The 20,088-nt window shown below is 56.1% G+C and carries 14 protein-coding genes; 9 read left to right on the forward strand and 5 right to left on the reverse strand.

The features are described 5' to 3' along the window. The first annotated feature begins 20 nt into the window (after window positions 1-20). The 4 genes from WN53_RS24970 to WN53_RS24985 all read left to right on the forward strand — a co-directional run bounded on the left by WN53_RS24970 (window position 21) and on the right by WN53_RS24985 (window position 6,399). Window positions 21-1,301 carry an NAD(P)/FAD-dependent oxidoreductase gene (locus WN53_RS24970; protein ID WP_024484980.1) on the forward strand — a complete coding sequence of 427 codons (1,281 nt, stop codon included), beginning with the start codon at window positions 21-23 and terminating at the stop codon, window positions 1,299-1,301. A 359-nt stretch (window positions 1,302-1,660) separates the two neighbouring features. Continuing rightward, complete coding sequence (locus WN53_RS24975) at window positions 1,661-3,172, forward strand: sugar ABC transporter ATP-binding protein (RefSeq protein WP_024484979.1); 1,512 nt, start codon at window positions 1,661-1,663, stop codon at window positions 3,170-3,172. Continuing rightward, a complete protein-coding gene (locus WN53_RS24980; RefSeq protein WP_024484978.1) occupies window positions 3,169-4,164 on the forward strand; it encodes an ABC transporter permease in 996 nt (331 codons plus the stop codon). Before WN53_RS24975 ends, WN53_RS24980 begins: the two co-directional genes overlap by 4 nt. 249 nt (window positions 4,165-4,413) lie before the next feature. Next, the gene (locus WN53_RS24985) at window positions 4,414-6,399 is read left to right on the forward strand and encodes a ligand-gated channel protein (RefSeq protein ID WP_024484977.1); all 1,986 of its coding nucleotides are present in this window, start codon (window positions 4,414-4,416) and stop codon (window positions 6,397-6,399) included. Between the two features lie 336 nt (window positions 6,400-6,735). Here WN53_RS24985 and WN53_RS24990 read toward each other — a convergent pair whose 3' ends face one another. Both WN53_RS24990 and yieE read right to left on the reverse strand, forming a co-directional pair. Beyond that, window positions 6,736-8,217: an amino acid permease gene (locus tag WN53_RS24990; protein ID WP_024484976.1), complete on the reverse strand. Its 1,482-nt coding sequence runs from the start codon at window positions 8,215-8,217 to the stop codon at window positions 6,736-6,738. Window positions 8,218-8,351: 134 nt separating this feature from the next. After that, window positions 8,352-9,239 carry a DNA-binding transcriptional regulator YeiE gene (yieE, locus tag WN53_RS24995; protein WP_024484975.1) on the reverse strand — a complete coding sequence of 296 codons (888 nt, stop codon included), beginning with the start codon at window positions 9,237-9,239 and terminating at the stop codon, window positions 8,352-8,354. 385 nt (window positions 9,240-9,624) lie between these two features. Between yieE and WN53_RS25000 the strand changes: the two genes are divergently transcribed. Both WN53_RS25000 and nfo read left to right on the forward strand, forming a co-directional pair. Further along, window positions 9,625-10,704, forward strand: coding sequence for a YeiH family protein (locus WN53_RS25000; RefSeq protein WP_024484974.1), 1,080 nt, complete (start codon window positions 9,625-9,627; stop codon window positions 10,702-10,704). Between the two features lie 109 nt (window positions 10,705-10,813). Further along, window positions 10,814-11,653: a deoxyribonuclease IV gene (gene nfo, locus WN53_RS25005; RefSeq protein ID WP_024484973.1), complete on the forward strand. Its 840-nt coding sequence runs from the start codon at window positions 10,814-10,816 to the stop codon at window positions 11,651-11,653. A gap of 63 nt (window positions 11,654-11,716) precedes the next feature. On the opposite strand, the gene fruA is transcribed toward nfo, so the two are convergent. From fruA to fruB, 3 genes are read right to left on the reverse strand one after another with little or no spacing between them, the layout of a single operon-like run. Beyond that, window positions 11,717-13,405, reverse strand: a complete 1,689-nt coding sequence (gene fruA / locus WN53_RS25010; RefSeq protein WP_024484972.1) for a PTS fructose transporter subunit IIBC — start codon at window positions 13,403-13,405, stop codon at window positions 11,717-11,719. A 14-nt stretch (window positions 13,406-13,419) separates the two neighbouring features. Then, complete coding sequence (gene fruK / locus WN53_RS25015) at window positions 13,420-14,358, reverse strand: 1-phosphofructokinase (protein WP_021805853.1); 939 nt, start codon at window positions 14,356-14,358, stop codon at window positions 13,420-13,422. Beyond that, a complete protein-coding gene (gene fruB / locus WN53_RS25020) occupies window positions 14,355-15,488 on the reverse strand; it encodes a fused PTS fructose transporter subunit IIA/HPr protein (RefSeq protein ID WP_024484971.1) in 1,134 nt (377 codons plus the stop codon). Before fruB ends, fruK begins: the two co-directional genes overlap by 4 nt. A 209-nt stretch (window positions 15,489-15,697) precedes the next feature. On the opposite strand from fruB, the gene WN53_RS25025 reads away from it, so the two are divergent. From WN53_RS25025 to torA, 3 genes are all read left to right on the forward strand, one after another. Next, the gene (locus WN53_RS25025; RefSeq protein ID WP_024484970.1) at window positions 15,698-16,159 is read left to right on the forward strand and encodes a nucleotide triphosphate diphosphatase NUDT15; all 462 of its coding nucleotides are present in this window, start codon (window positions 15,698-15,700) and stop codon (window positions 16,157-16,159) included. Window positions 16,160-16,386: 227 nt separating this feature from the next. Continuing rightward, window positions 16,387-17,547 (forward strand): NapC/NirT family cytochrome c, encoded by a 1,161-nt coding sequence (locus tag WN53_RS25030; RefSeq protein ID WP_024484969.1) that lies wholly within the window; start codon window positions 16,387-16,389, stop codon window positions 17,545-17,547. Between the two features lie 12 nt (window positions 17,548-17,559). Further along, window positions 17,560-20,040 carry a trimethylamine-N-oxide reductase TorA gene (gene torA, locus WN53_RS25035; RefSeq protein WP_024484968.1) on the forward strand — a complete coding sequence of 827 codons (2,481 nt, stop codon included), beginning with the start codon at window positions 17,560-17,562 and terminating at the stop codon, window positions 20,038-20,040. Window positions 20,041-20,088 lie beyond the last annotated feature (48 nt).

The raw sequence follows: 20,088 nt of genomic DNA on the forward strand, positions 1-20,088 counted from the left end.
CAAGATCCGCCGGAGGAGTGATGATGGAACATGTTGCCAGCTATTATGCCGCCAGCGCCAACCCCCACGCTCCTTATCCCCAGTTGAACGAGGCTATCCGCTGCGATGTCTGCATCGTCGGTGGCGGTTTTAGCGGCCTCTCCAGCGCCCTGCATCTGACCGAGGCCGGTTACGACGTGGTGGTGCTGGAAGCCGCCCGCATCGGTTGGGGAGCCAGTGGGCGCAACGGTGGGCAGGTGGTGAACTCCTACAGCCGCGATATCGATGTGATTGAGGCTCGCTACGGCCAGCAGACCGCGGCAATGCTCGGCAGCATGATGTTTGAAGGGGCGGAGATCATTCGCCAGCGTATCGATCGCTACGCCATCGCCTGTGACTATCGCCCCGGCGCGGTGGCCGCCGCTCTCACTTCACGTCAATTCAACGAATTAACACAAAAGATGAACCACTGGCAGCGTTATGGCCACCAGCAACTGGAATTGCTGGACGGGGAAGCCATGCGCCGCACCGTGGCCAGCGAACGCTATGTTGGCGGGCTGCTGGATCGCCAAGGTGGCCATTTGCATCCGTTAAATCTGGCGCTGGGTGAGGCCGAAGCGGTACGCCGCCACGGTGGGCGGCTGTTTGAACAATCGGCAGTCACCCATATCGATTATGGCCAACCTAACAAGCTACACACAGCGCAGGGTTCCGTCAGCGCCAGCCTGGTGATCCTGGCGGGCAATGCCTATCTGGGGGAGAAGCTAGAACCGCGCCTCAGCCGCTTGAGCATGCCCTGCGGCTCGCAAATCATCACCACCGAACCTTTATCTGCGGATATGGCCCTTTCCCTGCTGCCGGATAATTACTGCGTTGAAGACTGCAACTACCTGCTGGATTACTTCCGCCTGACGGCAGACAACCGTTTGTTATACGGCGGGGGCGTGGTTTATGGCGCACAGGATCCGGCGGATATCGACGCCAGGATCCTGCCCTTGATGCTCAAAACCTTCCCGCAGTTGAAGAAGGTGCGCATCGATTACCGCTGGACCGGCAATTTCCTGCTGACCCTGTCACGCATGCCGCAGTTTGGCCGGCTGGAAAATAACGTTTACTACCTGCAAGGCGACAGCGGCCACGGCGTGACCTTGACGCATCTGGCAGGCAAACTGATTGCCGAAGTGCTGCGCGGCGACGCGGAACGCTTTGATGCTTTCGCCCAACTCCCCCATTTGCCGTTCTTCGGTGGCCGCCATTTACAGGTGCCATTTACCGCCCTAGGGGCCGCCTACTACGCCCTGCGCGATCGCTTAGGATTCTAGGTTACCAATCCCCCTCACCCCAGCCCTCTCCCATTATAAAATCCTGGATCTCATAAGCACTTGTTTGCGGGAGAGGGAGCTAGTCTGGAGCCGCAAGCGGGCACAGGAGGCAACTTATAGCACGGTCAGTCCCCTTCCTTTGGGAGAGGGCATCACAACGCGTATTTCTTGCTTAACTGACCAGCAGTAAGGGCTGTGATCCGGGTTTTATCTGAGCTATACCATTTTGCATGTTGCAAAAATGGCAATTCGTGTTACAAAAGAGTTTCTTTAGCCGTCTATACATCCAAATGAATTTCACGTTGCCGCCACCACGCCGCGATTTGAAACACGAGGGGCGCAACGTCTTCAGCCAAACTATGCCGACCAATACCGCTTCACGCCTGGAGATGCGCAATATCTCCATCGCCTTTGCCGGGTTCAACGCACTGCAAAACGTCGACTTTACGCTGCAAGGCGGTTCGACTCATGCGCTGGTGGGGGCCAACGGCGCGGGCAAATCCACGCTAATGGGCATTCTCTCCGGCGCGCATAACCATTATCAGGGTGAAATTTTTATCGACGGCCAAAAGGTCGATATTCACTCGCCACTGCAGGCCCGCCAGCACGGGATCCAGGTGGTGCAGCAGGAGGTGGATGTGGCGCTGATCCCCACACTGTCGGTCGCGGAAAACATCATGCTGGACTGGCTCAATCAGCCGGGCCATCTGCTGAACTGGCGGCAGTTGCATCGCCAGGCCGCCGCGCTGTTGCAGCAGCTTGGGCTGAATATCAACCCACGCCAACGCCTGGAGGCCTGTACGTTGGCGGAGAAACAGCAGGTGCTGCTGGCTCGGGCGCTATCCCACCGCTGTCGTTTTCTGGTGCTTGATGAGCCGACGGCCCCGCTAGACAGCAAGGAGAGCGAACGCCTGTTCCACATCGTGCGCCGCTTGCGCGCCGAAGGCATAGGCATCGTGTTTATTTCCCACCGCATCCACGAATTGAAAACCGTCTGCGACCATTTGACGGTACTGCGCGACGGTCGACATGCCGGTGAAGGCAGCATGCAGGGCCTGAGTGGTGAGCAGATCGTCGAAAAAATGCTGGGCCATTCGCTGGACGATATCTTTCCGGCCCCCCGCCCACCACACGGCTCACGCCCGTTGCTGCGAGTAGAAGGGCTGCACGATCGCCATAAACTGCGTGACGTCTCTTTAACCCTGCATCAAGGGGAGATCCTAGGCATTGCCGGGCTGGCGGGCGCAGGTAAGACCGAGCTTTGCAAGGCGTTATTCGGTGCAACCCCCAGCAAATTGACGCAGGGAGAGCTGCGCGGCAAACCTTGGGCACCGCATTCACCGCATCTTTCGGTAGAACAAGGCCTGGCGCTGGTGCCGGAAGAGCGCCGCAAGGAAGGCATTTTTATCAACGAAGCCATCCCGATGAACCTGAGCGTCAGTGCCGATGACAGCTTCTCCCGCTGGAGCCTGTTCAGCCGCCGTCAGGAACTGCGCTGGGCCTTAGAGATTATGCAACGGCTTGGCGTACGGGCCTCCGGCCCACAGCAAAAGCTGGCACGCCTGTCTGGTGGCAATCAGCAAAAAGTGGCGATCGGCAAATGGTTACGTGGCAACGCCGAGGTGCTGATCTTTGACGAACCCACCAAAGGCGTAGATATCAAGGCCAAACAGGATCTGTTCCGGCTGATCGACGGTTTGGCACGTGACGGCAAAGGCATTATCTATGCTTCCGGCGAGTTTTCCGAGCTGGTAGGCCTGTGCGATCGCATCTGCGTGCTGTGGGATGGCCGCGTGGTGGCGGAGCTCAACGCCGCTGATATTGATGAAGAAACCCTATTACTGTATTCCACCGGAGGAACTCCTGCGTGAGTAAAGAATTATCCCTGAAAAGCGTTCTGCCCTGGCGCCACCAGCTGTTTGAGTTTTTGTATAAATGGGGGATGTTGCTCACCGTTGTCGCCTTGATCGCGCTGTTTGGCCTGGCTTCCGACAATTTCCTCGATGCCAATAACATCATCAACATTCTGCGTTCGATCGCCATCGTGACGGTGATTGCCATTGGCGTGTCGATCTCGCTCTCGGTGGGTGGCTTCGATCTCTCCGTCGGCTCAACGGCGTCGTTGGCTAATGCGTTGGTGATCTCGCTGTTTGCCTGGTACGGCTTTGGCACCACCGGTGCCATCGTGCTGACGCTGCTGCTGTGTACGCTGGTCGGCCTGTTCAATGCCTTTTTGATCGTGGTGCTGAAGATCCCCGATATGCTCGCCACGCTTGCCAGCCTGTTCGTTATCCAGGGCGTGGCCATGACCTACAGCTACGGCGGCTCTATCACCCAGAATATGGTGCTGCCGAACGGGGATATGGCCGAAGGCGTGATCCCAGAGGTCTTTTCCACGTTGGGCCAGGTACCGGTGATCGTGCTGATTATGCTGGCAGTGACGGTGATCATGCAGCTTTTCCTGTCGCTGACCAAGCATGGCCGCCGGATGTATGCCATCGGCGGTAACCCGGAGGCCGCCCGGCTTTCCGGTATCCGTACGGTACGTTACAGGGTTACCGCATACGTGCTTTCCTCCCTGCTGGCGGGCCTTGGCGGTATTTTGCTGGCGTCACGTATCGGTTCCTCACAGGTTAATGCCGGTGGCGGTTATCTGATGGATGCCGTAGCAGCGGCCTATATCGGCTTCTCCTTGGCGGGCTCCGGCAAGCCTAATGCGCTGGGTACCCTGGTTGGCGCGATTATCCTGGGCGTATTGCAAAACGGCCTGGTGATGCTCTCTGTGCCCTACTACGCCATGGATATCATCAAAGGGCTGGTGCTGGCATTGGCACTGGCGATCACTTACATCCAGAAACGCTGACCCACCCGGCGCACCACTGCGCTGCGCCGGGCTATACCCCTCCTTTTCCTCTGGTTTCAACGCATTACTGATCAAATATACAAATGATACGAGTTATCATTTGCATTTACATTTCTGTCAATTTCCTTACAATGGCCTGACGTTTTCCTCACGCAACGGGAATTCTCGCGGCAGCGTGAAAACATATTCTTTTAAATCAAACAACTAACAGGAAAACCTGTTGACCTCGGGACGGGAATATTTAACCCAATGGAAAAGCCAAGCTATAACACTTTAACCGCGTTAATCCTCGCATCACTCGCCAGCGGCAGCGCTCTGGCACAAACTGAAGATACCATGGTGGTCACCGCCTCCGGTTTCCAGCAAAGAATTCAAGATTCGCCGGCTACCATATCGGTGATCCCTCGCCAACAGTTGGAAACCCGCGCCTACCGCGACGTCACCGATGCGTTGAAAGACGTACCGGGCGTGGTGGTAACCGGCGGTGCCAGCAGCAGCGATATCAGCATTCGTGGTATGTCCTCCAAGTACACGCTGATCCTGATCGACGGTAAACGCGTCGATACGCGTGGTACCCGCCCTAACAGCGATAACGCCGGTATCGAGCAAGGTTGGTTGCCGCCATTGCAGGCTATTGAACGCATTGAAGTGGTACGCGGGCCAATGTCTTCACTCTATGGCTCCGACGCCATGGGCGGGGTGATCAACATCATCACGCGCAAAACCTCGACCACTAAAGACTGGGTTGGCTCCCTGCAAGGCGATGCCACCATTCAGGAAGACCGGGATTCCGGTGATATCTACCAGACCAACGCCTACGCCTCTGGCCCGCTGATCGATGGGCTGCTTGGCCTGCGGGTGAATGGTCTGTTCTCCCATCGTGGGGAAGATCACTTCACCAATGGCTTTAACGAACAGCGTATGCGCAGCGGCACGGCGGTATTCAGCCTGACGCCGGATGAAAAGAACGACTTTGATTTCGAAATTGGCCGTTCGCTACAGGATCGCAACAGCACGCCAGGTAAGTCCGTAGCATTAGAAAACTGCCGCAAAGGCGTCTGTAAACCGAACTCCTCCAGCGACAATCTGTATACCCGTAATAACTACTCGATCACCCATAACGGCTATTACGACTTTGGTAACAGCACCAGCTACATTCAGCGGGAAGAGACCAATAACCCTGGGCGTAACATGAAGATGTACAACACCATCTTCAATACCCAGACCCAGTTTGACCTTGGCTCACACATGCTTAACCTTGGCGGGCAATACCGCTACGAGAAATTGCATGACGGTGGCAACCAACTTGAGGCCGCCGACGGTCTGGACCAGTTGACCCGCTGGAGCTGGGCGCTGTTCGCCGAAGACGAATGGGCACTGACCAACGATTTCAGCCTGACCACCGGGATCCGTATGGATCAGGATCAGAACTACGGCAGCCACTGGACACCACGCATGTACGGCGTGTGGCACCTGACCGAACAGTGGACCGTGAAAGGTGGGGTTTCTGCGGGCTACCGTTCACCAGACCTGCGTCAATCCTCTGCCAACTGGGGCCAGATCACCGGCGGTGGCGTGAGCAACGGTATCATCGTGGGTAACCCGGATCTGAAGCCAGAGAAAAGCATCAGTGAAGAGGTCGGCATCCTGTGGGATAACCAAGAGGGACTGAACGCTGGCATCACCCTGTACAACACCGATTTCAAAGACAAAATCACCGAAGTTCGCCGCTGTAACAGTTCAGAGGATCCGGCCTGCACCATCGGTGACACCACTTATGATTTCGTCAGTGACCGCGTCAACGTGGATAAAGCCAATATGCGCGGTATCGAAGTGACCGCCGGTTGGCAGATCACCGAAGACTGGAAGCTGAGCACCAACTACACCTTTACCGAGTCTGAACAGAAGAGCGGTGAGTTCCAGGGCAAGGCGCTGAACCAGATGCCGAAGCACATGATCAATGGCGTGCTGGATTGGCAAGCTACTGAGGATCTCGGCCTGTGGTCACGCGTTAACTTCCGCAGCGAAACCTCGGAATACCTGAGCCGTACCTCAATGGCGGTCAGCACACCATCCTATACCTTTGTTGATGCCGGGGTGAGTTACCAGGCGCTTAAAAACCTGCAGCTTAGCGGCGGGGTTTACAACATTCTGGATAAAACCGTGGATTACGAACACTTCAACACCACGCTGGATGGCCGTCGTTATACCGTGGGTATGACTTACAACTTCTGATTCTGACCCCCTCACCCTAACCCTCTCCCACAGGGAGAGGGGACTGTCCGTGCTACAACTCAATGACATCCTCCACTTCAGCCCTGTACCTCACCACAACTCCGTACCAACTCCCTGCCCAGCGTAAGGTGCCAAAGCTGTACTCCCATATCTAATAACAACGCCGATCGGCTCCCTCTCCCTATGGGAGAGGGTTGGGGTGAGGGGCAGCCAGATGCTCAATCATCATTATTGATTGCTATCGTGTGCAGGCATTATTTTGGTTGGGAATTTAACTGGGGATTTCAAGGAAAGAGGATAACGCGGCGGTAACCCGCCGCGTCTAGAGCTAATCGCTTACTTATCAGGGTTCCACTTCGGGAATTCCATTTCGCTGTACTTCACCACTTTGGTGCCGCGCGTCAGCTTATAACCGAACCAGATAATCAGGAACAGTGGAATACCGATGTAGGTTGCCGTCACGCCGTACCAGTCGATACGATCCGCCAGGAAGGCTTGATAGTTCTGCCCCAGCGTGATGATCAAGCACAGCACGAAGGCAAACATTGGCCCCAACGGGAAGAAACCGGATTGATACGGCAGATCGCTCAGGCTGTGCCCTTGCATCACATAGCCGCGGCGGAAACGGTAGTGGCTGATGGCAATCCCCAACCAGGCGATAAAACCGGTCATGCCCGAGGTATTAAGCAGCCACAGATAAACGGACTGATTACCAAACATCGAGCTCAGGAAGCACAGCGCCGCTACGACGGTGGTGGCATACAGCGCATTACGCGGCACACCGCCCTTTGACAGCTTGGCGAAAATGCGTGGTGCCTTACCTTCCGAAGCCAGCGTGAACAACATACGGGTTGAGGCATACATCCCGGAGTTACCCGCAGAGAGTACCGCCGTCAGGATAACCGCGTTCATCACCGCCGCCGCAGAGAGCAGGCCAGCATGTTCGAATACCAGCGTGAACGGGCTGACGCTGATGTCTTTCACATCATTGCGTAACAGGCTTGGATCGGTATAAGGAATGATCAGGCTGATGATCAGGATCGCGAAGATATAGAACAGCAAAATACGCCAGAACACCTGACGCACAGCGCGTGGAATGTTCTTGCCCGGATCTTCCGACTCGCCCGCCGCAATGCCGATCAGCTCGGTGCCCTGGAACGAGAAGCCAACGATCATCGCCACGCCAATCATGGCCGAGAAGCCACCGGCAAACGGCGCATCACCGATCGTCCAGTTATGCCAACCGGCATTTTCACCGCCCTTGAGAATACCGAAAATCATCAGAACGCCAAGGCCGATAAAGATAATTACCGTGCTTACCTTGATCAGCGAGAACCAGTATTCCGCTTCACCGAAGCCTTTGACCGAGATGTAGTTAAGCAAGAACATCAGGCCAAGGAACAGGGCGCTCCAGATCCAGCCCGGCGTGTCTGGGAACCAGTAGTTCATCACCAACTGTGACGCCACCAGGTCGACCGCAATGGTCACCGCCCAGTTGTACCAGTAGTTCCAGCCCAGCGCAAAGCCGAAGCCCTCTTCAACATACTTGGCACCATAGGTGGAAAACGAACCTGAAACCGGCATAAACGCCGCCAGCTCACCCAGGCTGGTCATCAGGAAATACACCATCAGACCAATCAATGCATAGGAGAGTAACGCGCCGCCTGGGCCTGCCTGGGAAACCGTTGCGCCAGAGGCAACAAACAGGCCGGTACCGATGGAACCGCCAATGGCAATCATGGTTAAATGCCGCGCTTTCAGCTCGCGGCGTAATCCGGGTGCTTGCTGCCCCGCTGTTTTTATATCCTGCTGAGCCATTCTTACCCTATCTGCTCGTCAAAAATGAGGGCCGGATTGTAACAAATACCCGCCAGCGAACTAGTAACATTGCCCTGATATAAGATAGCTTCATAATCCGCGGCCAATTATTAGCAGCGGTCCTAATGATGACTTTATGCGATCTTGATCGGTTTTTGCCCAACGCAATAACTCAAGAAACGCTGTAGCGCATTGGAAATGTGTTTTTGCCGGTGATGGATCAGATACAGCGTGCGCATCAATGGTGGCAGAGGGATACTCAGTTCCACCAACACCCCGCTAGCCAGCTGTTCTTCCACTACGCGACGTGACAGGCAACTAATGCCGATACCGTGGCGTACCGCGTGCTTGATCGCTTCCGAGTTGCCCAACTCCATCACCAACTGGAAATTTGGCAGATGCGCCAACAGCAGATGATCCAGCACTTCCCGCGTGCCAGACCCGCGCTCCCGCAGGATCCAAGGGGCGCTGGCCAGCGTTGCCAGGGTCACCGGTTGCTGTAGCAATGGGTTATCCGGCGCGGCAAACACCACCAGCTCATCTTCAAGCCACGGCTGGGTGACCAACTCAGGCATGTGGCACGGCCCTTCTATCAACCCCAAATCGACACGAAAATCGGCTACCGCAACAATCACCTCCTGACTATTGCCCACGTTCAGTTCCAACGGGGTCGCAGGAAAATCTTTGCGATAGTGGGCGATCATCTCTGGCAGCATATAGTTGCCGATGGTGCTGCTGGCGGCGATGCGTAACGCGCCACTATCATGCAGGAACAGTTGTTCAATTTCCCCGGCCTGCTCCAGCAGAGCCAGCGCTTTGGGATATAGCAAGCGGCCATGTTCGTTGATCACCAGGCGTTTACCCACGCGATCGAACAACAACACCTTTAGTTGCCCTTCCAAATCGGCCAGCGCCGCGCTGACCGCCGATTGTGATAAAGCCAATACCACTGAGGCCTGAGTGGTGGATCCGCTTTTCAGCACCTCGGTAAAAACTTCCAGTTGGCGCAAAGTGATATGCATAACAGCCTCGACATAAAAAGAATGGTTATACCCGTCGTCTTTCAAGCTGCAGCGTTGTTACCTGCGCTTGTCCACCCCAGTCACTTACAAAAGTAAGCTCCTGGGGATGAACAAGCTTGTCGCCTAGCTGCAACTTGAAATCCATAGGGTAAAAGACAAAACCATTTAAATGAAAACACCAAAAAATCAGTCACACGGCGTCGGTAAGCTCACCGCCCTGCCTTATAAGGTTATCACGTTTACAGAATTAGGCTTGGCGGAGTAGCCGACCCGTCCAGGTGATCAACCACTTATTCCGATAAGTTATAAATATATAATCAATTTCTCTTTTAGGTCACCTGCTTTTATCATTGCACTCAGGAATTTAGCAGAGGACAGAATAATCATGGCGAGTCACAGCACTCAACCCTACCCCGAACAGCGTTTTCCCCTGTTTGGACTACCACGGCTGATACCAGGCTTACTGCTGACCGGCGCGCTGACTGCGTTTTCGGTCTGGGCGGGCGATGTTCCCTGGGTTGCCGGGTTGGGATTAGGCGCCCTGACGCTGGCGATCCTGTGCGGCATCCTGGTCGGCAACACTCTTTATCCCTGGTTGCAACCTAGCTGCCATACCGGCGTACAGCTGGCCAAACAGCGGCTGCTGCGCCTGGGGATCATTCTTTATGGCTTTCGTTTAACCTTCCAGCAAATTGCCGACGTGGGGGCCAGCGGGATCATTATTGATGCCCTGACCCTGAGCAGCACTTTCTTGCTGGCCTGCTGGTTGGGTAAAAAAGTGTTCGGCCTCGACAGCCAAACCACCATGCTGATCGGTGCCGGTAGCAGCATCTGCGGTGCCGCAGCCGTGATGGCCACCGAGCCGGTGCTGAAGGCAGACTCCAGCAAGGTTGCCGTCGCTGTCTCTACCGTAGTGGTGTTTGGTACGCTGGCGATCTTTGCCTATCCGTGGCTGTATCAGCTGAATGAGCACTTCCAGTGGCTGCCGTTGACGCAGGAAACCTTCGGCATCTACGCGGGTTCGACAATCCATGAAGTGGCTCAGGTGGTTGCTGCTGGCCATGCCATCGGCCCGGATGCGGAAAACGCGGCGGTGATCTCCAAGATGATCCGCGTCATGATGTTAGCCCCGTTCCTGCTGTTGCTGTCTGGCTATATCAGCCGCCAGGCCGGTAACGGCAGCAAGAGTGAAAAATCGGCCATCACCATTCCGTGGTTCGCCGTGTTGTTTATCGCCGTTGCCGGGCTGAACTCGTTCAACCTGATCCCGGCCACGCTGGTACAGCATCTGATCACCATCGACACCTGGATGCTGGCCATGGCCATGGCCGCTTTAGGTTTGACCACCCACATTAGCGCGGTACGTCAGGCTGGTGTGAAACCCATCTTGCTGGCGACGCTGCTGTTCGTCTGGCTGATTATCGGCGGCGGTGCAATCAACCTGTTGGTGCAGCACCTGATTTAATCCCCACTTCATACTGCGGGCCTAGTTTTCCAGGCCCGCTTCTTTTCACCGCCATTCAATCCTTCGCTTATCAATGCCATAATGGAGCCGATAACACAGGAGAATGAAAATGAAGTTTGTCGGTGCACACGTCAGCGCTTCTGGCGGCGTAGATCAGGCCGTGATCCGCGCACACGAATTAGAGGCGACCGCATTCGCCCTGTTCACTAAAAATCAGCGTCAATGGAAGGCTGCCCCGCTGCCTGCCGACGTGATAGACAAGTTTAAAAGTGCCTGCGCACAGTACGGCTATGGCCCAGGGCAAATCCTGCCGCACGACAGCTATCTGATTAACCTTGGCCATCCGGTAACGGAGGCACTGGAGAAGTCCCGCGAGGCGTTTCTTGATGAGGTGCAACGCTGCGAGCAACTGGGGCTGACGCTGCTGAACTTCCACCCGGGCAGCCACCTGATGCAGATCGATGAGGATAAATGCCTGGCAAGGATCGCTGAGTCGATCAACATCGTGCTGGATAAAACCCAAGGCGTCACCGCAGTGATCGAGAATACCGCCGGGCAAGGCAGCAATCTGGGGTTCAAATTTGAACATCTGGCGGCGATCATCGACGGTGTAGAAGACAAGAGCCGCGTCGGTGTCTGTATTGATACCTGCCACGCTTTCGCCGCCGGTTACGACCTGCGTACCGAAGAGGATTGCCAGAAGACGTTTAAAGAGCTGGGCGACGTAGTGGGCTTTAACTACCTGCGCGGTATGCATCTTAACGATGCCAAGAGCGAGTTTGGCAGCCGCGTTGACCGCCACCACAGCCTGGGTGAAGGTAATATCGGTAAGACCGTGTTCAGCTATATCATGCGCGACGAGCGCTTCGATAACATCCCACTGATCCTGGAGACGGTGAACCCGGATATCTGGGCCGAGGAGATTGCCTGGCTGAAGGCGCAGCAGTAATTTTCTGCGGACATAAAAAAGCCGGCATTTTTCAGATGCCGGCTTTTTATTTTGCGGTTGTCGTTACGCCACCGTGGCTACCGGCGCTTCAGAGCGTTTAAGGACCGCATAGGCCACGCCCGCCAGCAGGGTACCCGCCACAATCGCCAGCAGATACAGCAGCACCGGCGAGATAGCACCAGGGATCAACAGCACGAACAGACCACCGTGAGGTGCCATCAGTTTTGCACCGAAGGCCATCGACAGCGCACCGGTCAGGGCTCCACCAGCGATACAACACGGCAGAACGCGCATCGGGTCACGGGCGGCAAACGGAATTGCCCCTTCAGTGATAAAGCACAGGCCCAACACCAACGCGGCTTTGCCCCCTTCCTGCTCAGACTTCTCGAACTTGCGACGAGCCAGAATAGTAGCCAGCCCCATCGCCAGCGGTGGCACCATACCTGCAGCCATAATCGCCGCCATAGGTGCGTAGACCGAAGAACTCAACAGCGCTACACCAAAGGCATAGGCCGCCTTGTTAACCGGGCCGCCCATATCGGTACACATCATCGCACCGAGGATTGCGCCCAGCAGTACCGCGTTAGCGGTGCCCAGCGATTGCAGCCAGTTGGTCAGGCCGACCATGATCTTGGCGACAGGCGTGCCCACCACATAAATCATGATCAAACCGGTGATCAGGCTGGCAACCAGCGGAATAATCAGGATCGGCTTGAGCGCTTCCATACTCGGTGGCAAACGCAGCTTACCGCTGATGGCCTTGGCCACGTAACCCGCCAGGAAACCGGCAATGATACCGCCAAGGAAACCCGCACCGGTGCTAACCGCCAACATACCGCCGATCAGGCCCGGCGTCAGGCCCGGGCGATCCGCAATGGAGAACGCGATGTAACCCGCCAGAACCGGCACCATCAGCGCAAAGGCCGAACCACCACCGATCTGCATCAGCGCCGCAGCCAACGTACCTTTTACTTCAAACGCCTTGATACCAAACACGAACGACAGCGCGATACACAGACCACCCGCCACCACCATCGGCAGCATGTAAGACACGCCGGTCAGCAGGTGGCGATAAGGCCCTGCGCTCTCTTTCTTCTTGCCTGAGCTCGCGGTGCTGCCACTTTTTTGCGGCTGGAAGATCTCGGCTTCTACCTGTGCCTTATCCAGTTCCTGCGCGGTTTTCTTCAACGCCAAACCGGTTGAGGTGCGGTACATCGGCTTGCCAGCGAACTTGTCCAGATCCACTTCGATATCTGCCGCGACAATGACCAGATCGGCCGCCGCCACTTCTTCTGGAGTGATCGCATTCCCGGCACCGACGGAGCCACGGGTTTCCACTTTCACCCACCAGCCACGTTTCTTGGCTTCGCTCTCGATGGCTTCGGCCGCCATAAAGGTATGCGCAACGCCGGTCGGGCAAGCGGTAATGGCAACAATGCGTTTCGGACCGGCAGATTTTACCAGTGCTACCGTCTGGGCCGGCGCCTGATACGGTTTGGCTTGCGCCTGTGCCGTGGCCAGGAAGGCTTCTGGTTCACGCACCGCGTGTTCCACATCACCGATATAAACCTGTTTGCCGTTCAGCTCAGCGTCAGCAGGTGCAGCAACACCCGCTACCACCACCAGTTCGGCCTCGTTGGCCGTATTAACCAGCGTCAGGCCGGTTTTGGCCGCAGCGGCCTCAAGCATGCGTTTCGCCAGGTGGCTACGAGCCTGCCCGAGCGAACTGTCTATCATCAGCAGCGTTTTCATTCTGACTCCTGCGATTAATTAAAGGGTTTCAGATCGACGCGCGCCATCATCGCGGCCAACTGCGGGCGATCGGTGATGCCAACGTTGCTCTGGCTCACTGCCAAGGCAGCCACGGCAGTGGCCAAGCGCAAGGTATGTTCGCTGGATTCACGCATCAGCAGGCCGTAGATCAGGCCGCCGACCATGGAATCACCGGCACCCACGGTGCTGACCACCTCACAGGCTGGCGGTTTGGCGATCCAGGCACCAGAGGCGTTAACCCACAGCGCGCCTTCGGCACCCAGTGAGATCACCACGTGGGCAATGCCCTGTTCACGCAGGGCGTGAGCGGCTTCCACCACATCTTCCAACTTCGGCAAGGGTTTGCCTGCCCAGATTTCCAGCTCACGACGGTTAGGTTTTACCAACCACGGCGAGGCTTTCAGCCCGGCCACCAGCGCTTCACGGCTGCTGTCAAAAATGATGCACGGACACTGCGCACGCAGGCGGGTCATCCACTCGGTGAAGGCTTCCGGGGCAACCCCGGCTGGCAAGCTACCGCTGACCGCTACCATGTCGAACTGGCCCAGCCAGCTCAGGGAATCCACCACAAAGCGTTCCCAATCCTGCGGCGTCACTTCAAAACCGGAGAAGTTGAAATCGGTCACTTCACCGTCTTTTTCCGTCAGCTTAACGTTGATACGTGTACGCCCAGGGACCACCTGAAAGCGGTTGGCAATCCCCAAATCGCTGAACAGCAGTTGGAAACCATCCTGGTTGTCTTTACCAAGGAAACCGCCAACGGTGACGTCGATACCTAAATCTTTCAGTACCTTGGCAACGTTGATCCCTTTACCTGCCGCATGGAGACCGGCAGTTCTTACCAGGTTAACCTCACCCCGTTCGATCTCCGGGCAAAAGCCCACCAGATCGTAAGCCGGATTCAGGGTTATGGTTGCTACTCTTCTGCTCATGCTGCACCCTCGCCAAGACCTTCACTGATGGCTTCGCCGATGGCTTTCAGCGCCGCTTCAGCATCGTCACCACTGGCGGTAAAGCGCAGGTGATGACCTTTTTTCACTCCCAGTGCCACAACCTTCATCAGGCTGCGGCCGTTAGCCGGTTTACCGCTGCCGTCGAGATTGGTGACGGTAATTTCACTCGAGAACTGTTTGATTACGTTGACTAGCGCAGTGCCTGGGCGGGCATGCAGGCCATGCTCGTTGCGCACCACGTATTCCGCACTCAGAACCGCGCTCTCTTCAGCAACTTCGCTGGTCAGTAACGCCAGCACCCCTACCGCATCGGCGTTCAGCAAGCGTTCAGCTTTTTGGCTCACTAACAGATCGCTTAAGTAGTTCAGCACCGTCAGCGGTTGTTGATCGGCGACAGCGACGGTCAGCAACAGTGCGACCTTTTCACCTTCCTCATCAAACGCCTGTGCCGGGCGGCTGACGGTGGCTGCGCTGGTCAGGTTGCCTTCGGTGCTGTCGCTCAACCAGATCCCCTGCCCCAGATTCAGCGGCTTGCGGGTGATCACATCGCTGACAAACTGGGCGTTAACCGCACCGATTTTTTGCAGACGGCCCGCGTTCAACGCTTGCAGCGTCATCAGCGAATCAGCGGCCACATCAAGAGCAATCAATGAGGCATCAAACTTAAATTCAGCCGCCAGTTTCTCGCCCATCAGCAAACTGCGCAGTTCTTCGGCTGAAGTCGTTTTTGCCAACTGTTCGGCGACGCTGTCATCACTGAGCACGTGTGTGAGCTGACGCAGTAGCGCCAGGTGTTCATCGGAACGCGCGGCAATACCGATCACTACATAGGCTGTCTGGCCTTCGCCCCACTCGATACCCTGTGGAAACTGGAATACCTGAACACCGGTGTTCAGCACCAGATCGCGGGTATCTGTAGTGCCATGTGGAATGGCGATGCCGTTGCCCAGATAAGTGGAGGTTTGCAGCTCACGCTGCAGCATGCCGTCAACATAGGCGGCGCTGACGCATCCGGCGGAGGTAAGCGCTGCCGCTACCTGCCGGATGGCTTCCTGTTTGCCGCTAGCGGCAGCTCCCAGGTGAATATCTTGCTGTGACAACTGGAACATGGTTCTCCTCTCCTGCCGAATTGAATCGTTTCAGCCAAGTTAAGAAAAAGGAGCGTTACCCATCGCCTAACCAGGCCATCGATGACGCTGAAACGTTTCAATGAGTGTGTGAGCAGCTATCATCGAAAGCAAGTTTTCTCGATCTCGGCGTGATAGTTTTTTGACCTTACGCACACTTTTATGGCTAAAGCCCCCATCCACAGGGGAAAATGGCATACTGTGCTGAAACAGTGCTGAAGGAAGATAACAACATGGTTGCCACCGGTATCGGGGTCATAATCGTTAACGCTCAAGGGCAAATCCTGCTGGGGAAACGCTGCAGCACCCATGCCCCTTTTTGGTCGATCCCTGGGGGGCATCTGGACGCGGGGGAAACCTTTGAACAGTGCGCCCAACGCGAAATCGCCGAAGAGACCGGGTTGCAGATAGATCCGCCAACCTTTATTGGCGTCAGCAATAATCTGCAAACCTGGCGTGCAGAGGGAAAGCATACGGTGTCGATCTGTATGCTGGTTCAGCATCCAGGAGGAGAAGCCGAGCTGAAAGAGCCGGAAAAATGTGCCGAATGGCGCTGGTGTTCCCCGAACGACCTGCCGGAGCCCCATTTTGAAGCGAGCAGAACGGCGATCCACCTATGGTTGAACCAACAGGCATATCTGCCTGTATTGTGACGTTGTTCCCTCCAATTTCTCTTCTTTTTATCAAAGAAAAGCGCTATATAATTTAGCACATAACGCTATTTTATTGTTCAATCACTCTACTTTTCACTGTAAATACCCCTAAGGTATTAGGTTTCTTTTGCGAAAATATCTATACTTATCCAGATGTTTCTGACCTGGTGTCGAAACCTTTTTGGCAAGTTTTTCCTTGGTATTTCATAACTATAAGTGGGTTCAATATGAGCAAAAAACAAGCTGGCTTTGAAAAGCGACGCCGGTGGGGATGGCTTTGGATTTTGGTGATCGGGATTATTCTCGGTGCCGCACTGCTGGCAGGGACCGCAACGGTCTTCCATAAAACCAGCGATACCGCCTTCTGCGTCTCCTGCCACACCATGCAACAACCTCTGGCCGAATATCAAGGCAGTGTCCACTTCCAGAACTCCAAGGGGATCCGCGCTGAGTGTGCCGATTGCCACGTCCCTCATGAGCCGCTCGATTACCTGTGGACCAAGATCCGCGCGGTGAAAGACATTTACGGCGAAGTGACCGGCAAAATCGACACCCCGGAAAAATACGAAGCCCATAAGCTGGCCATGGCGCAATCGGTCTGGAAGACGCTGAAAGAAAACGATTCAGCCACCTGCCGTTCTTGCCATAGCTTCGATGCCATGGATATCACCGCCCAGCGTCCTGAAGCCCGTATTCAGCACCCGGTGGCCATCAAGCAAGGCGAAACCTGTATCGATTGCCATAAGGGCGTTGCGCATATCCTGCCGGATATGAGCGGTGCCGCACAGGCGGGCGCTGCCGAACTGGCGAAAGCCGCGGCGGAAACCTCTCCAACAGCAACCACGCTGTTCACCATCGCCACCGAACCGTTCTTCCTGAAAGCCGACGATACGCATAATGCCGGTAACCTGATGCCTTCAACCGAAGTTCACGTTGTGAAACAGGAAGGTGACAAGGTGCTGGTAGATGTCAGCGGCTGGCAACAGGATGGCGTCAGCGAAGTATTCTACGCCGCGCAAGGTAAACGTATCCTCAGCGTCCTGCTGGGCGAAGATGCGCGCAAACTGCTGAAAACCGGCAGCACCATGACCGATGCCGAAACCGGCCTGGTCTGGCATCAGGTTTCACTGCAGGTCTGGTTGCCACGTAAACAACTGATCGACGATGAGCAGAAAATCTGGCGTTACACTGCCGATATGATGTCCGCCAACTGTACCGGCTGCCACGGCCTGACCGCCCTTGATCGCTTCAACGCCAACCAGTGGATCGGCGTGATTAAAGGTATGGCTCCTCGCACCTCGCTGTCACAAGAACAACTGCGCGTTCTGACGCAGTACGTTCAGAAACATGCCAGCGATATGCAACCTGCCACACCGGCCAAAAGTTAAGGGAGAAGCGAAATGAGCAAGTATCAACAACAACCATTAGCCATGAGCCGCCGTCGTTTCCTGACCGGTGCCAGCGCCCTGGCCGCCGTGCCTCTATTTGCGGGTCTGTGGCCTAAATCAGCATTGGCGGAAGCCATCAGCCAGGCATTGCCACAGTTCGTGGCCTTACGCCAGGCACAAAAAGGCATTCTGACCGGCGCGCACTGGGGCGCCTTTGAAGCCATCGTGCAAGATGGAAAAATGGTCGGCGTGTTGCCGGTCAAAGACGATCCTTACCCGAACGATCTGATCACCATGGCCCCCCACCAGGTCCATGCGGAAAACCGTATCAAGTACCCAATGGTACGTAAAAGCTGGTTGGAAGGCGGCCCTGGCAGCCGTACCGAACTGCGCGGCAACGATGAATGGGTGCGCGTCAGCTGGGAAAAAGCGATCGATCTGGTCGGTAACGAAATCGTCCGTTTGCAAAAAGATCACGGCCCGCAGTCAATTTATGCCGGTTCTTACGGCTGGAAAAGCGTGGGTATGCTGCACAACAGCCGTACCCTGCTGCAGCGCCTGATGAACCTGAGCGGTGGCTTCCTTGGCTATGCCGGTGACTATTCTACCGGTGCTGCACAGGTGATCATGTCGCACGTGATGGGGTCAATGGAGGTTTACGAACAGCAAACAGCCTGGCCAAACGTCATCGACAACAGCCAACTGGTGATCCTGTGGGGCTGTAACCCGATGGTTACGCTGAAAAACAGCTGGAACGTGCCAGACCATGTCGGCCAGACCGGCTTTGAGGCGCTGAAGAAGAAAGGCACCCGCATCATCAGCATCGATCCGGTGCACAGTGACAGTGCCAAATATGTCGGCGCACAGTGGATCGCTCCGCGTCCGTACACCGACAGCGCGATGCTGATCGGTATCGCCCACACCCTGTTGACCGAAAAGCTGCATAACCCGGACTTCCTGAAAACCTATACCGTGGGCTTCGACAAGTTCCAGGCCTATCTGCTGGGTGAAACCGACGGTACGCCGAAAACTGCCGAGTGGGCAGCCGATATCAGCGGCGTCGATGCCGAAGTGCTGCGCCAGTTGGCGCGCGATATGGCGAAACAGCGCACCATGATCATGGGCGGCTGGGGGATCCAGCGTCAGCACCACGGTGAGCAGCAGCACTGGTTGCTGGTGACCGTGGCGGCCATGCTTGGCCAGATCGGCCTCCCAGGCGGCGGCTTTGGCTTCAGCTATCACTACTCTTCCGGTGGTAGCCCAACGGCTAAAGGCGGCATCCTCTCCGGTATCTCTGCGGGGAATGCACCGAAGAATTCACCAACGCCAATCCCGGTAGCTCGTATCGCCGAGTGCCTGACCAATCCAGGCAAGACCATTCACTTCAATGGGACCGATGTCACCTACCCAGACGTGAAGATGGTGTACGTGGCCGGTGGTAATACCTTCCACCAGCATCAGGACACCAACAATCTGGTCAAAGCCTGGCAGCGGCCAGAAACCATCGTGGTTAACGAACCGTATTGGACGGCTACCGCCAAGCATGCGGATATCGTGCTACCTGCGACCACCAGCTATGAGCGTAACGATCTGGAGATGGGCGGTGACTACTCACAGCTGTACGTCTTCCCGATGCATCAGTGCGTACCGCCGCAGCATGAGTCACGCAACGACTTCGATATCTTCGCCGCTCTGGCCGCCAAGCTTGGCGTGCTGGATGCCTTTACCGAAGGCAAAGACGAAACCCAGTGGCTGAAAGGCATGTACGACGACATGAAGTTGCAGGCCCGCGCCGCCCGCGTTGCCCTGCCGCCGTTTGACATGTTCTGGGAGTCGAACAACTACATTCGTTTCCCGATCCCGCAGGAAAACAAACAGTGGGTACGTTTCGCCGATTACCGTGAAAACCCGCTGCTGAATCCGTTGGGGACTCCGTCCGGCAAGATTGAGATCTATTCCGATGCCATCTCGAAGATGGAGTATCTGGATTGCAAAGGCATTCCTACCTGGATGCCGCCGCATGAATGGTACCGTGGCCCAGAGGCAGCCAAATACCCGCTGTCACTGAATACCGCGCACCCGACCAACCGCCTGCACTCACAGCTCGACAACACGCCGCTGCGTAAGAAGTATGCGGTGGCCGACCGTGAAGCGATCTTGATCCATCCAGAGGATGCCAAATCGCGCAATATCACCAACGGCGACCTGGTGCGGGCGTTTAACGACCGTGGGCAGATCCTGGTTGGCGCTATTGTCAGCGAAGATGTGCGCCCAGGTGCGGTGCGGATCAGCGAAGGTGCCTGGTACGATCCGGCCGATCCGTCAACGCCGGGGTCAATCTGTAAGAACGGCAACGTCAACTGCCTGACTTTCGATATTGGCTCATCCAACCTGGCACAGGGCAACTGTGGCCAGATGGCACAGTTGGAAATTGAGAAATATCAGGGCGAAGTGCTGAAGAATACCGCGCACGACGTTCCTGCTGGCGCATAACCGCTAGCCACCAGCGCAGGGTGATGGTGACATCGCCCTGCTCTTTTC

The organism is Serratia fonticola, from assembly GCF_001006005.1.
GTDB classification, from domain to species: Bacteria; Pseudomonadota; Gammaproteobacteria; order Enterobacterales; family Enterobacteriaceae; genus Chania; species Chania fonticola.

What these genes read in the sequence shown, in the direction of transcription:
- WN53_RS24970 (WP_024484980.1), top strand. Translation starts at nt 21, where the DNA reads ATGATGGAACATGTTGCCAGCTATTATGCCGCCAGCGCCAACCCCCAC.
- WN53_RS24975 (WP_024484979.1), top strand. Translation starts at nt 1,661, where the DNA reads ATGCCGACCAATACCGCTTCACGCCTGGAGATGCGCAATATCTCCATC.
- WN53_RS24985 (WP_024484977.1), top strand. Translation starts at nt 4,414, where the DNA reads ATGGAAAAGCCAAGCTATAACACTTTAACCGCGTTAATCCTCGCATCA.
- WN53_RS24990 (WP_024484976.1), bottom strand. Translation starts at nt 8,217, where the DNA reads ATGGCTCAGCAGGATATAAAAACAGCGGGGCAGCAAGCACCCGGATTA.
- yieE (WP_024484975.1), bottom strand. Translation starts at nt 9,239, where the DNA reads ATGCATATCACTTTGCGCCAACTGGAAGTTTTTACCGAGGTGCTGAAA.
- WN53_RS25000 (WP_024484974.1), top strand. Translation starts at nt 9,625, where the DNA reads ATGGCGAGTCACAGCACTCAACCCTACCCCGAACAGCGTTTTCCCCTG.
- nfo (WP_024484973.1), top strand. Translation starts at nt 10,814, where the DNA reads ATGAAGTTTGTCGGTGCACACGTCAGCGCTTCTGGCGGCGTAGATCAG.
- fruA (WP_024484972.1), bottom strand. Translation starts at nt 13,405, where the DNA reads ATGAAAACGCTGCTGATGATAGACAGTTCGCTCGGGCAGGCTCGTAGC.
- fruK (WP_021805853.1), bottom strand. Translation starts at nt 14,358, where the DNA reads ATGAGCAGAAGAGTAGCAACCATAACCCTGAATCCGGCTTACGATCTG.
- fruB (WP_024484971.1), bottom strand. Translation starts at nt 15,488, where the DNA reads ATGTTCCAGTTGTCACAGCAAGATATTCACCTGGGAGCTGCCGCTAGC.
- WN53_RS25025 (WP_024484970.1), top strand. Translation starts at nt 15,698, where the DNA reads ATGGCATACTGTGCTGAAACAGTGCTGAAGGAAGATAACAACATGGTT.
- WN53_RS25030 (WP_024484969.1), top strand. Translation starts at nt 16,387, where the DNA reads ATGAGCAAAAAACAAGCTGGCTTTGAAAAGCGACGCCGGTGGGGATGG.
- torA (WP_024484968.1), top strand. Translation starts at nt 17,560, where the DNA reads ATGAGCAAGTATCAACAACAACCATTAGCCATGAGCCGCCGTCGTTTC.